Below are 13,121 nucleotides of genomic sequence, written 5' to 3'. Positions count from 1 at the left end.
CCGCTCCGGGGCCGTCCCCGCCCGCCCGTTTCCGGTCGGGCGGGACCACCGCAGCGACCACACCTTCAGTGGGGAGCACACGATGGCACGCCGAACCCGCAGCAGACGTCTCCTCGGGGCCGCGGCCTTGACCGCCCTGGCCACGGGGGCCGCCCTGATCAGCGTTCCCGCCCAGGCCGGACCCGCCGCGGCCGCCGCCTCGGTCACGGTGCGGCCCGACCCGTCGTACCAGCAGGAGCGGTTCCAGGGGTGGGGCACCAGCCTGGTCTGGTTCGCCAACGCCACCGGCGACTACCCGCCCGAGATCCGGGAGAAGCTGGCCCGGCTCCTGTTCGGCGACGACGGGCTGGGTCTGAACATCGCCCGCTACAACGTCGGCGGCGGCAACGCGCCCGACGTCAAGGACTACCTGCGGGCCGGCGGGGCGGTCGAGGGCTGGTGGAAGGCGCCCGAGGGCACCACCCGCGAGGACACCGACTGGTGGAGCGCCGACGACCCGGCCGACTGGAACGCGGACGCGGACGCCACCCAGCGCTGGTGGGTCGAGCGCATCAAGGACGACATCGACCACTGGGAGACGTTCAGCAACTCCCCGCCCTGGTTCATGACCGTCAGCGGCTACGTCTCGGGCGGCTTCGACTCCTCGGCCGACCAGCTGAAGAAGGAGTCGGTCGACGACTTCGCCGCCTACCTGGCCGGCGCGACCAGGCGGCTGGAGCAGGCCGAGGGCATCGAGGTCGACACCGTCGACCCGTTCAACGAACCCAACACTCCCTACTGGGGGACGCGGCTGGGCGCGGACGGCGAACCCGTCGGCGGCCGGCAGGAAGGGGCCCACATGGGTCCCGGGCTCCAGCGCGAGGTCCTCCAGGCCCTCGCCCCCGCGCTGAAGGAGGCGAAGACCGGGGCGGACATCTCGGCGATGGACGAGACCAACCCCGGCACCTTCGCCACGAACTGGAACGCCTACTCCCAGGCCGACCGCGACCTCGTCGGCCAGATGAACGTCCACACCTACGGCACCGGGCAGCGCACCACCGTGCGGGACCTGTCCAAGGCCGCGGACAAGCCGCTGTGGATGAGCGAGGTCGGCGGTGACTGGGGCGACGGCCAGGACTTCGAGGACATGCGGCCCGGCCTCGGGCTCGCCCAGCAGATCGTCGACGACCTGCGCGAACTGGAGCCCCGCGCCTGGGTGTTCTGGCAGCCCGTCGAGGACTACGACAACATGAGGCCCGGCGGCGAGTCCGCCGAGGGCGGCAACTGGGGCAGCATCCAGCTCCCGTTCAGCTGCACCGCCGAGGACACCCTGGAGACCTGCCCGATCCGCACCAACACCAAGTTCGACACCGCCCGCAACTTCACCCGTTTCATCAAGCCCGGCGACCGGCTGATCAGGACGGACGACACCTCCAGCGCCGCCGCCGTGACCCGCGACGGCAAGGGCGCCTCGCTCGTCCACGTCAACCGCACCACCGCGCCCCGCACGGTCACCGTCGACCTGTCCAAGTTCCGCGACGTGCGCCGCGGGGCCACCGTCACCCCGGTCGTCACCAGCGCCGACGGCAAGCTCGAACGCCGCGCCCCCATCAGGGTCGAGGACCGTGCGGCCACCTTCACCGTGCCGGCGCAGTCCGTGACCTCGTTCGCGATCAAGGGCGTCCACGGCGTCGCGCGGGACGCCGCGCTGCTCCGCGAGGGCCGCACCTACACGCTGACCGGTGTGCAGAGCGGCAAGAACGTCACCGTCGCGGACGGCGGCGGGAACCTGGTCCTCGGCACCGGGACGAGCGCCGCCCAGCGGTGGCGGCTGAGCGCGGTGCGCCACGACGACGGCGTCCGCGACCGCCACGTCTTCACCCGCCCCGAGGACGGCACCCGGCTCGCCGAACGGGACGGCGTCCCGGTCGCCGAGCCCGACACCGGCAGGCGGGACGAGGCCGCCGAGTGGCTCATGTCGACCACCGGCGACGGCACCTGGACGCTGGTCAACGCGGCCACCGGCCGCCTGCTCGAGGTCGGCGGCCAGGCCACGCACGACGGCGCGGCCGTCACCACGTGGCAGCCCAACTCCGGTGCCAACCAGCGCTGGACGGTGACGGACGTGTCCGCACGCTGACCACGGCACGACCGACCGGCTCCGTCGGCACCGCTCCCCGGACGGTGCCGACGGAGCCGCCCCCACCCCACCGGCCGAAGGAGACCGCATGACGACCGACCCGCGCGAGAGGGAGGTCCGCCGCAGGATGGCGGCGCACGAGCTGTACACGGACGGCGCGCCGGGCCTGGAGGGCCTGGCCCAGGAGCGCCTGAGGGGCAAGGAGCTGGCCGACGCCTACAACCGGACCGGGCCGCGGGACGAGGAGGGCCGCCGAAAGCTCCTGGAGGAGATGCTCGCCTCGGTGGGCACCGGTGCGTGGATCGAGCCGCCCCTGCACGTCGCCTACGGCACCCGCGTGCACCTGGGCGACGACGTCTACGCCAACTTCGGCCTCACCCTCGTCGACGACGTGGAGGTGGTGGTGGGGAACCGGGTGATGTTCGCCCCGCACGTGACCGTCAGCACCACCGGACACCCCGTCCACCCGGATCTGCGCCGGGACGGCACGCAGTTCTCGGCGCCGGTGCGCATCGAGGACGACGTGTGGATCGGGGCCGGCGCGCTGATCATGCCCGGGATCACCATCGGCCGGGGCTCGGTGGTCGGCGCGGGCAGCGTGGTGACGGCCCACGTGCCGCCCATGGTGGTCGTCGCCGGGACCCCGGCGCGGGTGCTGCGCGAGATCACCGACGCCGACCGCGAGTGGAGCTACCGTCCGCCCCGCACCCTGGCTCCGGACGCCGGGTGAGTCCCGTCCACGACTGGCTGCCGGGCGGCGAGGACGACCACCCCGTCGATCGACCTGTTCCCCGGGCCGGCGGAGCAGGTGATCGCCCGGTACGCCGAGGGCGGCATCCGGCTCGGCTTCCGCACCCGGGCCGAGGTGGCACGGTTCTTCGACGGACCGGAGCCGGTGCCGCCCGGCCCGGTCACGGCCGCCGAGGGGTACGGCACGGGCCAGGAACCGCCCGCGCGGCAGGAGAGCGGTGTCTGCGCGGGCGTGGCGCGCGTGCCGTGACGGGGAGGCGTCCGGCGGCGGCTCAGCGGCGGCGTCCGCGCGCCGCCCAGCCGCTGCCGATCCCGGCGACGTGGAGGGCCAGCAGGGCGAGGCCCACGAGCATGACGTTGGTCGAGGTGAAGACGTCGTTGGTCGAGACCTCGGCCGCGTTGATCAGCCAGGCGATGAGGAACAGAACCGCCGCGATGATGGCGAGCACGGTGTACATCCCTTCGATACGGGGGCACCGGGCCGGTGCCGTGTCACGCGTATGCCCCCGACCGGGGAGGTGACACGACGCGGGGCACGGCGCGCTTCGTACAGTGGGGGGACGGGGATCGTCGGCGGCGCGGCACGGCCGGGCGGTCCGTCCCGGCACCGACGCACCGGAGCACCCATGCACGACCCCTCCCTCCCGCCCGACGACGGCTCCGGCACCCTCTTCGGCCTCGACGCCCTGGCACCCGGACCGCCCGCCGCCCCGCCCGCCGCGGGGCCCCTCTTCCGGGACTCCGCCGCCGCCCGCCGTCTGCTGCCGGTGCGCGAGATCCACGCCGAGCCGGCGGCGGCCGCCTCCGAACGCGGCCGGCAGGTGATCGCCCGGTTCCCCGAGGCCCGCGTGGTCGAGGTGGACTCCCACTGGCGCATCCCCGGCCTGCACGGCAACGAGGGCAACGTGGAGCGCTGGGTGCGGGTCAAGGGCGAGACGCTCGTGCTCGGTGAGCGGAAGACCCTCACCACCCGGCCCAACGGCCGCTCCGCGGACTGGATCGCCCCCGGCGCCTCCAACGGCTGCGCGATGGCCTGCGCCTACTGCTACGTGCCGCGCCGCAAGGGGTACGCCAACCCCGTCACCGTCTTCACCAACATGGACCGGATCATCGCCCACCTCGGCCGGCACATCGCCCGGCAGGGTCCCAAGCCAGAGCCGAACCAGTGCGACCCCGACGCCTGGGTCTACGACGTCGGCGAGAACGGCGACTGCTCGGTGGACGCCCTGATCTGCGACAACACCGCGGACCTGGTGCACGCCTTCGGGCAGTGGCCGACGGCCAAGGCGTCCTTCGCCACCAAGTTCGTCAACCCCGACCTGCTCGCCCTCGACCCGCGCGGCCGGACCCGGATCCGCTTCTCCGTGATGCCCCCGGACGACTCCCGGCTGCTGGACGTGCGCACCTCGCCGGTCGCCGAGCGCATCGCCGCGGCCGCCGACTTCCTGGACGCCGGGTACGAGGTGCACTTCAACCTCTCCCCCGTGGTGCTGCGGCCGGGCTGGGAGGAGGACTGGGGGGACCTGCTGCGGCACCTCGACGACGTCCTGCCGGAGCGGGTCAAGCGGCAGGCCGCCGCCGAGGTGATCATGCTGACGCACAACCGGGAGCTGCACGAGGTCAACCTGGGCTGGCACCCGCGCGCCGAGGAGGTGCTGTGGCGACCGGACCTGCAGCAGGCCAAGCGTTCGGAGAACGGCGCGCTGAACGTGCGCTACCGCGGTGGCGTCAAGGCGGACGCGGTCGCCCGGCTCCGTGCGCTGGTCGCCGCCCGCGCGCCCTGGCTGCGCGTCCGGTACGCGTTCTGAGGGGCGCGCCGCCCGCGCGTACCGCTCCCCGCGACGCACCGGGTGGGGCGAATCCCAGGTCGGATAGTGTGCGGGACGACCACCCGCCGCGAGCCCGCGCTCGCGGCACGCGGACACCTGGGGAGCCCGGCCTTGCCACACACGATCGACGCGCCCGGAGACCTGCCGGACGCCGTCAGCGACGAGGGCTGGGTCGAAGTCGGCTCGCGCGAGGAACTGCGGGAGCTGCTGGGCGAACCCTGGCCCCTGGTCATCGACAAGGTCCACGACCGGCTCACGGACGAGGACCGGGACATCCTGGCCCGCGCCCCCTTCTGCCTGCTGGCCACCTCCGGACCCGAGGGCGACTGCGACGTCTCGCCGCGCGGCGACGCCCCGGGCTTCACGCACGTCCTCGGCCCCGGCACCCTCGCGCTGCCGGACCGGCCGGGGAACAGGCGGGGTGACAGCTTCCACAACATCCTCGGCAATCCGCACGCCGGACTGCTCTACCTGATCCCCGGCGGCAAGGAGGTGCTGCGGATCAACGGACGGGCCCGGATCCTCACCGACGCGCCGTTCTTCGACGCGATGGCACGCGACGGCCGCCGTCCGGACCTCGCCCTCCTCCTGGAGATCGACGAGATCTATCTGCACTGCCCGCAGTCCCTGAACCGGGCGGGACTGTGGAAACCCCAGTCGTGGCAGGCGAGTTGAGGCCGCCGTCCGGTCCGGGGCGAGCGGAGCGGTCCACGGCGCCCCGAACCAGTGTGACCCCCGCCTCTACCAGCCCTTTTTAGGTTAGGCTAACCTTCGCCACGTGAGATCAGGTGAAGACGCAGCCGGCACCTCCCGCCTGCGCGGGCACGAACTGTCGGCGACCGGTGTGACCGTGGCGTACGACGGTGTCGATGTCGTGCACGAGGCGGAGGTCCGGCTCAGGCCCGGTGAAGTGACCGTCCTGGTGGGCCCGAACGGCAGCGGGAAGTCGACGCTGCTGCGCAGCATCGCGCGGCTCCAGCGTGCCCGCAGCGCCACACTCAGGATCGACGGGGACACCGACGGCCTGGCGCTGACGTCCCGTGAGTTCTCGCGGTACGTGGCCCTGCTGACACAGGGACGTCCGACGCCCGGCGGGCTGACCGTGCGGGACGTCGTCGAGTTCGGCCGCTACCCGTACCGGGGCCGCTGGGGGCGGCCGGATCCGGACGGTCCGGCGGCCGTCGACCGGGCGCTCGCCCTCACCGGCGTCGACTCTCTCGCCGACCGCGGCGCGGACCACCTGTCCGGCGGGCAGTTGCAGCGGGTGTGGCTCGCGAGCTGCCTCGCCCAGGAGACCGGCGTACTGCTCCTGGACGAGCCGACGACCTATCTCGACCTGCGCTACCAGGTCGAACTCCTCGACCTCGTCCGCGACCTGGCGGACGACCACGGGATCGCCGTCGGTGTCGTGCTGCACGACCTCGACCAGGCGGCGGCCGTCGCCGACCGGATCACGCTGCTCGAAGCGGGCCGGGTCGTCGCCGACGGACTCCCCGAGGACGTGCTCACCCCGGAACGCCTGACCGCCGTCTACGGCATCCGGATCGACGTCGACACCGACCCCCTCACCGGCCGGCTGCGCACCCGCCCGATCGGCCGCCACCACATACGAACCCCCGAAAGGCTCGGCACCACCTCATGAGACGCCTTCTGCTCACCGCGGCGGCCACCACCGCCGCGGCGCTCACCCTCGCCGCCTGCGGCACCACCGAACCCGCCGCCGACACGTCCGAGAAGAAGGCCTCCGAGGCCATCACGCTCAAGGACGGCAAGGGCACCGAGGTGAAGCTCGACGGACCGGCCGAGAAGGTCGTCGCCACCGAGTGGAACGTCGTCGAGAGCCTCGTCTCGCTGGGTGTCGACCCGGTCGGTGTCGCCGACCCCAAGGGCTACACGACGTGGGACAAGGCCGCCCCGCTGAAGAACGAGCCCAAGGACATCGGCACGCGCGGCGAGCCGAGCATGGACACGGTCGCCGCCCTGGCCCCCGACCTCATCGTCGCCACCACCGACCTGCCGCCCGCCGCCGTGAAGCAGCTGCGCGAGGTGGCGCCGGTGCTGGAGGTCAAGTCCGCCGACGGCACCGACCAGATCGGGCAGATGCTCGACAACGTCGACCTCATCGCCAAGGCCACCGGCACCACGGACAAGGCCGCCACGATCCGCGAGACCTTCGAGGCCAAGGTCGCCGAGGGCAAGAAGGCCCTGACCGACGCCGGGATGAACGACAAGCAGATCGCCTTCGCCGACGGCTACGTCAGCTCCAACCAGGTCTCCGTCCGCCCCTACACCGCGACCTCGCTCATCGGTGAGGTCAACGAGGCGATCGGCCTGAAGAACGCCTGGAAGGTGAAGGGCGACGCGGCCTACGGACTGGGCGCCACGGACGTCGAGGGCCTGACCGCCCTGCCCGAGGGCGTCCAGTTCGCCTACATCGGCAACGACGAGGACCCGAACGCCACCCCGTTCACCGGTGCGCTGGCCAAGAACTCGGTGTGGAAGTCCCTGCCGTTCGTGAAGGCCGGCGACGTGCACCGGCTGGACGACGGCATCTGGATGTTCGGTGGCCCGAAGTCGATGGAGTCGTACATCGACTCCGTCGTCGGCGCGCTGACGAAGTAGCGGGGTCATGGCCGTCACCGCAACCGAAACCGCCGCCCGTCCGTCGACGGCTCCCTCGTCCCGGTCGGGTGCGGCCGCGGTGACGGCCGGGCTCGTCCTGCTCGTCGCCGTCCTGGCCGTCGTCGACATCACCCAGGGCACCGCCGCCGTCGGGCCCTCCCAGGTCCTCAAGGCCCTGACCGGACAGGCCGACCCCGGCGACGCGTCCGTCGTCGTCGCCTCCCGGCTGCCCCGGATGACCGCGGGCCTCCTGGTCGGCGCCGCCCTCGGCATGGCCGGCGCCGTGCTCCAGGCGGTCAGCCGCAACGTGCTGGCCTCCCCCGACACCCTGGCCGTGAACGCGGGGTCCTACCTGGCGCTCGGCCTGGTCGGCGCCACCGGTGTCTCGCTCCCGATGATCGCCTCCTCCGGCGTCGCCTTCGCGGGCGGCCTCGCGGCGGCGGCCGTCGTGCTCGGCCTGTCCGGTCTCGGCACGGGCACCGTCCGGCTGGTGCTGGCCGGCACCGCGCTGATGCTGGGCCTGACCTCCATGACGGAGGGGCTGCTTCTGCTCTTCCCCGAGCAGACGGAGGGCCTCTACGCGTGGAACCAGGGCAGCATCGCCCAGAACGGCTTCGACGGTGTCCTGCAGATGCTGCCCGTCGCCGTCGTCGGAACGGCCGGGCTGCTGCTGACCGCCCGCCGGGTGGACGCGCTCGCGCTCGGCGACGACGCCGCGCGCGGACTGGGCGTCCCGGTCCGGGCCACCCGCGTCACGGTCGTCGTGCTGGCGGCCCTGCTGTCGGCCGCGGCGGTGACCCTGGCCGGGCCGATCGGCTTCGTCGGCCTGTGCGCCCCCGCCCTCGTGCGCCCGCTGGCCCGCCGCTTCCGCGGCTTCGCCCGCTCCCGTACGGCCATGCCCGCGGCGGCGCTCACCGGCGCGGCCCTGGTCCTCGGTTCGGACGTGCTGCTGCGCACCCTGGTGCGCGACGACCTGTCGGTGGCCGTGCCCACGGGCGTCGTCACCAGCCTGGTCGGCGCCGTCTTCCTGGTCGTCATGGCGCTGCGGCTGAAGGACACCGCCGGGGCCGGCGCGCCGGACCGGCTGCGCATCCCGAGCCGGACGGTGTTCCTGGCCACCGTGGCCGCGCTGGCCGCCGTGCTGGTCGGCCTCGTCGTCGCCGCCGTACTCACGGGCGACAGCAAGCTGCTGCTGGGGGACGTGGTCAACTGGGCGCAGGGCCGGGCCGGGCGGGCCGTGACCTTCGTCCTGGACACGCGCGTGCCCCGGGTGCTCGCCGCGCTCTGCGCCGGCGCGGCGCTCGCCCTGGCCGGCACACTCGTGCAGGCCGTGACCCGCAACCCCCTCGCGGAGCCCAGCGTCCTGGGCGTCTCCGGCGGAGGCGCGCTGGGGGCCGTCGTCCTGGTGACGACCGCGCCGGTCGCCGGGACGTGGGGCGTCGCCGGTGCGGCGTTCGCGGGGTCGGCGATCACCGCGGTCCTCGTCTTCGGGCTCGCCGCCCGGGGCGGCTTCCGGCAGAACCGGCTGGTCCTCGTCGGCATCGGCGTCGCCTCCGCGACGACGGCGCTGATCAGCCTGTTGATCGTGCTCACCGACCCGTTCAACGCGACGAAGGCGCTGACCTGGCTGTCGGGTTCCACCTACGGGCGGACCATGCCGGACGTGGTGCCGGTCGCGCTGGCGCTGCTCGTCGGCATCGGCGTGGCGGTGGCCCGGCGCACCGAACTGGACCTGATCTCGCTGGACGAGGACACACCGCGGCTGCTCGGCCTGCGGCTGGGGCCGGGGCGGCTCGGGTTCCTGGTGCTGAGCGTGGTGCTCAGCTCGACGGCCGTCGCCTGTGCGGGCACCATCGGCTTCGTCGGGCTGGTGGCCCCGCACGCCGCACGCGCCCTGGTGGGCCGGCGGCACGTACGGGTGGTGCCGGTCGCGCTCCTCCTCGGCGCCGCCCTGGTCTGCGCGGCCGACCTGATCGGCCGCACGGTGATCGCCCCGGCGCAGCTCGGCGCGGGGCTGATGACGGCGGTCATCGGTACGCCGTACTTCCTGTACCTCCTGGTGCGGAGCCGCGGCTAGGCGCCGCCCGGCTCGGTGAGCGAGGCCGCCGGGTCCCTGTTAGACGGGCCGTCAAGTTACTGAACCGTAATGAGCATGGCGCTACCGCCGGTAACACCTGTGGGGTTACGGTCCCGTAACCCCACAGGAGCAGCGCGACCACGGCCCTGACCCCTCCGGACCGCGGACGACGATTCCGGCCCTTCCCCAGGAGGTTCGCCATGCCCCCACGCCCCCGCACGCTCGCCGCGGCGGTCACCGTCGCCCTCGCCCTCGGTGCCCAGGCCGCGCCGGCCGCCGCGGCCGGCCCGGCCGGCGCCTCGGCCACCGAGGTCTCCCGAGGCATCGAGATCCCCGCCTTCTACACCCCGCCGTCCACGCTGCCCGACGCCGACGGGGCGCTGGTCCGCAGCGAACCGCTCCGGCTGGCGCTGAGCCTGCCCAGTCTCGGCGGCCCCCTCCCGGGACGGGCCACCCGGCTGATGTACAAGTCCACCGACGCGAACGGCGAACCGGTCGCCGTGACCGGCGCCTACATCGAGCCGACCGCCGCGTGGCGCGGCGACGGACCGCGCCCCCTGGTCGCCGTCGCGCCCGGCACCATGGGACAGGGCGACCAGTGCGCCGCCTCCATGGCCCTGGAACACCCGCTGCGGCTCAACGGCGAGACGGTCTCGGTCGGCTACGAGGACCTGTCGGTCTACCGGCTGCTGCTGCGCGGCGTCGCGGTCGTCGTCACCGACTACGTGGGCCTCGGCACCACCGACCGGCTGCACACCTACGTGAACCGCGTCGACGGGGCCCACGCCGTCCTGGACGCGGTGCGCGCCGCGCGTTCCCTCGACTCGGCCTCGGTCACCCCCGAGTCGCGGGTCGGCCTGTTCGGGTACAGCCAGGGCGGCGGGGCGACGGCCGCGGCGGCCGAACTCCAGCCGTCGTACGCCCCGGACGTCGAGCTGGCGGGCACCTACTCCGGCGCTCCGCCCGCCGACCTGGCCGAGGTCACCGAGGCGATCGACGGCGGCGACCTGGCGGGCGCGCTGGGCTGGTCGCTCAACGGCTTCCTGCAGACCGAGCCGGCCCTGCGGCCCATCGCCGACCGGTACATCAACGCGGCGGGCGAGGAGGCGCTCAAGGACCTGTCGACCATGTGCGTCGGCGACGCGCTCTTCGGGTACGGCGGCGCCGACAGCACGGACTGGACGAAGACCGGGCAGTCGCTCGGCGACGTCATCCGGGCCGAGCCGACCCTCCAGGCCTTCCTCGCCGAGCAGCGCATAGGCAGGCTGACGCCCGCCGGCCCGGTCCGGGTGGCCACGGGTGTCAGCGACGACCTGGTGCCCCACGCGCAGTCCCGGCAACTGGCCGTCGACTGGTGCCGCAAGGGTGCGAAGGTCACCTACGACCCGGTCGTGCTGCCCGGGGTCGGCAGCGGGCTGCTCAACCACTTCGCCCCGCTCCTCGCCGACCAGGGCAAGGCCATCTCGTGGCTCACCGACCGGCTCTCCGGAAAGCCGGCCGGCTCCAACTGCTGGAGCATGCCCGCACAGCCCTGACCGGACGCGGCCGGTGTGCGGCGGCGCCCGCCGCACACCGGCTCAGGCCGTGATCGGCCGGGTGCCGGTGCAGTTGGTGAACGGCTTCCACGGGCGGCTGCCGTCGCCCGAGGGCGCTCCCGCGTAGGCCGGGTTGCCGGTGATGGTCTGGGTGCGCTCCTCGTGGGTGACGTCGATGCCGAACAGCTTGAAGCCGGCGGTGAGCGAGCCGGCCGAGACGCCGAAACCGATGCCGAGCGAGGCGTTCCACCAGTCGGTGTTCACGTCGTAGTCGAGGCTGGTGATCTGGGCCTTGTCGTGCAGCAGCCTGTCGATCGGGCCGGCGTCGGGCGGCAGCGGGCCGACCAGGGCGGAAGGCGAGGGGACGCCCTGCCCGGCCGGGTTGCCGCCGCGTCCGCGGATCCAGTCCTCGACCGCCTCGCGGTCCCCGTCCTCGCCGAGCGTGATCTCCGCGACCTCGGTGTGCAGGCGGGTCTGGGTGCGGCCGCCGCCGGCCCCGACGTCGATGGTGACCGGGCCCGTGTTGACCCCGGCGCCGGCGTTGACGCCGGGGCCGCCGCCGCTCTCCTCGCTCGTGGTGATCTTCAGCTTCTCGGGGCGGTGGGGCAGCCCCTCCTCGGTCTCCCGGTCGTAGGCCTCGGCGTCGTAGGTGACGGCGATCTGCTGCATGCGGGTGCCGCCCGTCTGATCGCCCGCGCCGGACCTGCCGCTCATCTCGAAGGTGTAGACGAAGGTGATCTTGCCGGCGTCGGGACCGGTCTTGGCTCGCATCACCACGACGTCCTGGCTCATGGTGCCGGACAGTCCCTGGAGGGAGCCGTTGCCCATGTCCTTGGTGTCCGGTGCCGAGCCGATCACCGTCTCCTGGGCCTTCTTGATCTTCTCCTCCAGTTCCTTCGGGGAGGCCTTCGGGTTGTTCCTGCGGATCTCGGCGGCGATGTCGTCCTTGAGGGACTGCACCTTCTTGTCGTCCTTGGCGTACTTGCCGCCGAAGTTCACCTCCCCGGCGATCTCCGTGGTGGTCTTCGTGATGTCGACGTCCGGGGCCTTGTCCGGGTCGACGTCCGGCTTCTTGTCGTCCGCCGCGGCGCCGCAGATCATGCCGAGTTCGGTGGAGCGGGCTCCCGGGGGGCGGCTGCGGCACTTGTGCGCGGCCTTGAGGTACTCGGCGAACTGCTCGGCGTCGGCGAGGTTGGCCTCCAGGTCCTTCTGCGGATCGTCGGAGTCGTGCGCGTCGAACAGCCACCGGCCGCCGCTGCCGCTGCTCCTGACGTAGCTGCCGCCCAGGGAGGCGCCGCCGCCCCAGTTCTTCAGGCCCGGGATGTCCGCGCCGATGCTCGCGGTCACGCCCCCGCCGGTGCTGGTGACCCGTTCGAGCATGACGGACCCGTCGGACCACTGCATCACCTTGACCTGCTCGGTACTGGAGATCTTGATGAACAGGACCTGTACGACGACGGTGTCCTTGGTCTCCTCCGAGGACAGCAGGCACTTGGCGGGCTGGAAGGGGTCGGCGCCCGGCGGCGCGCCGTCCGGCGGGAGCGTGTCGCCGGGACCGGGCGCGCCCTCGGTGTCGTGCGGGCCGCACACGGTGGTGCCGACCACCCGCCGCACCTGGCACAGGATCTCCTCGTCGACCTCCGTGCCGAGTGCGGTACCCGCGATGGCCAGGACGACGGCGCCGGCCACCGCGACCATGCCCAGGTACTCGACGGCGCCCTGGCCGGTGTCCCGCCCCGCGCTCCCGTTCCGTGCTCCGCCGAACAGCAGCAACTCGCCGCCCTCCCTCGCTCGTCGCCCTCGCCTCCGCGTCCCGGCGCTGTGACGGTAGGCGGTGCGCCGGGCCCAGCGGCAGGGCCCACGAGCCCATCCCGGCGCGGCCGGCGGGCCCAGTGCGCAGGGCCCGCCGACCGCCCGTTCGGGCCGCCCGAGCCGCTCGGCCCGCCCTCTTCGGGCACCACCGGCACCCGGTCCGCGACCCCGCGCCCGTGACCTCGGCCGTTCACGGCGGCGGCGGGCGGCGATCGGTCGGGGCACACCCCCTGCCCGGGGGCCCAGACACGTGCCCGGCCGGGGTGATCCGGGTACGTCCGGGCAGCGGCTCGGCATGCGCCGGGCGATCACCGCGGCACAGAATTCGCTCAGGCGGAACATGTCCAGGCGCAGAGGCGAGGCGACAGAGAGGCAGC

The 13,121-nt window shown here is 73.5% G+C and carries 11 protein-coding genes; 9 read left to right on the top strand and 2 right to left on the bottom strand.

What is annotated here, in order from left to right; genetic code table 11:
- Positions 1-82: 82 nt before the first annotated feature.
- The 3 genes from ACFIF2_RS30455 (at position 83) to ACFIF2_RS30445 (ending at position 3,119) form a co-directional block, all read left to right on the top strand.
- Positions 83-2,119 (top strand): glycoside hydrolase, encoded by a 2,037-nt coding sequence (locus tag ACFIF2_RS30455; RefSeq protein WP_395576475.1) that lies wholly within the window; start codon positions 83-85, stop codon positions 2,117-2,119.
- 88 nt (positions 2,120-2,207) lie between these two features.
- Entirely contained in the window at positions 2,208-2,849 is a 642-nt protein-coding gene (locus ACFIF2_RS30450; protein ID WP_395576474.1) for a sugar O-acetyltransferase, read from the top strand.
- A gap of 48 nt (positions 2,850-2,897) precedes the next feature.
- On the top strand, positions 2,898-3,119 hold the full coding sequence (locus ACFIF2_RS30445) for an SAM-dependent methyltransferase (protein WP_395576501.1): 222 nt from the start codon (positions 2,898-2,900) through the stop codon (positions 3,117-3,119).
- A gap of 22 nt (positions 3,120-3,141) precedes the next feature.
- Here the strand turns inward: ACFIF2_RS30445 and ACFIF2_RS30440 are convergent, their stop codons facing one another.
- Positions 3,142-3,327 (bottom strand): hypothetical protein, encoded by a 186-nt coding sequence (locus ACFIF2_RS30440; protein ID WP_053126814.1) that lies wholly within the window; start codon positions 3,325-3,327, stop codon positions 3,142-3,144.
- 168 nt (positions 3,328-3,495) lie between these two features.
- On the opposite strand from ACFIF2_RS30440, the gene ACFIF2_RS30435 reads away from it, so the two are divergent.
- The 6 genes from ACFIF2_RS30435 (at position 3,496) to ACFIF2_RS30410 (ending at position 10,932) form a co-directional block, all read left to right on the top strand.
- The gene (locus ACFIF2_RS30435) at positions 3,496-4,677 is read left to right on the top strand and encodes a spore photoproduct lyase family protein (protein WP_395576473.1); all 1,182 of its coding nucleotides are present in this window, start codon (positions 3,496-3,498) and stop codon (positions 4,675-4,677) included.
- A gap of 132 nt (positions 4,678-4,809) precedes the next feature.
- Positions 4,810-5,373 carry an MSMEG_1061 family FMN-dependent PPOX-type flavoprotein gene (locus tag ACFIF2_RS30430; protein WP_395576472.1) on the top strand — a complete coding sequence of 188 codons (564 nt, stop codon included), beginning with the start codon at positions 4,810-4,812 and terminating at the stop codon, positions 5,371-5,373.
- Between the two features lie 103 nt (positions 5,374-5,476).
- Positions 5,477-6,340 (top strand): ABC transporter ATP-binding protein, encoded by an 864-nt coding sequence (locus ACFIF2_RS30425; protein WP_395576471.1) that lies wholly within the window; start codon positions 5,477-5,479, stop codon positions 6,338-6,340.
- Entirely contained in the window at positions 6,337-7,320 is a 984-nt protein-coding gene (locus ACFIF2_RS30420) for an ABC transporter substrate-binding protein (protein ID WP_395576470.1), read from the top strand. Before ACFIF2_RS30425 ends, ACFIF2_RS30420 begins: the two co-directional genes overlap by 4 nt.
- Before the next feature lie 7 nt (positions 7,321-7,327).
- Positions 7,328-9,397 (top strand): iron ABC transporter permease, encoded by a 2,070-nt coding sequence (locus ACFIF2_RS30415; RefSeq protein WP_395576469.1) that lies wholly within the window; start codon positions 7,328-7,330, stop codon positions 9,395-9,397.
- Positions 9,398-9,597: 200 nt separating this feature from the next.
- Positions 9,598-10,932: a lipase family protein gene (locus ACFIF2_RS30410; protein WP_395576468.1), complete on the top strand. Its 1,335-nt coding sequence runs from the start codon at positions 9,598-9,600 to the stop codon at positions 10,930-10,932.
- Between the two features lie 42 nt (positions 10,933-10,974).
- On the opposite strand, the gene ACFIF2_RS30405 is transcribed toward ACFIF2_RS30410, so the two are convergent.
- Positions 10,975-12,705, bottom strand: a complete 1,731-nt coding sequence (locus ACFIF2_RS30405) for a hypothetical protein (RefSeq protein WP_395576467.1) — start codon at positions 12,703-12,705, stop codon at positions 10,975-10,977.
- Positions 12,706-13,121 lie beyond the last annotated feature (416 nt).

The organism is Streptomyces sp. BK79 (assembly GCF_044142145.1).
GTDB lineage: Bacteria > Actinomycetota > Actinomycetes > Streptomycetales > Streptomycetaceae > Streptomyces.
This window is presented reverse-complemented; position numbering and strand designations above follow the sequence as displayed.

What these genes read in the sequence shown, in the direction of transcription:
- ACFIF2_RS30455 (WP_395576475.1), top strand. Translation starts at nt 83, where the DNA reads ATGGCACGCCGAACCCGCAGCAGACGTCTCCTCGGGGCCGCGGCCTTG.
- ACFIF2_RS30450 (WP_395576474.1), top strand. Translation starts at nt 2,208, where the DNA reads ATGACGACCGACCCGCGCGAGAGGGAGGTCCGCCGCAGGATGGCGGCG.
- ACFIF2_RS30440 (WP_053126814.1), bottom strand. Translation starts at nt 3,327, where the DNA reads ATGTACACCGTGCTCGCCATCATCGCGGCGGTTCTGTTCCTCATCGCC.
- ACFIF2_RS30435 (WP_395576473.1), top strand. Translation starts at nt 3,496, where the DNA reads ATGCACGACCCCTCCCTCCCGCCCGACGACGGCTCCGGCACCCTCTTC.
- ACFIF2_RS30420 (WP_395576470.1), top strand. Translation starts at nt 6,337, where the DNA reads ATGAGACGCCTTCTGCTCACCGCGGCGGCCACCACCGCCGCGGCGCTC.
- ACFIF2_RS30415 (WP_395576469.1), top strand. Translation starts at nt 7,328, where the DNA reads ATGGCCGTCACCGCAACCGAAACCGCCGCCCGTCCGTCGACGGCTCCC.
- ACFIF2_RS30410 (WP_395576468.1), top strand. Translation starts at nt 9,598, where the DNA reads ATGCCCCCACGCCCCCGCACGCTCGCCGCGGCGGTCACCGTCGCCCTC.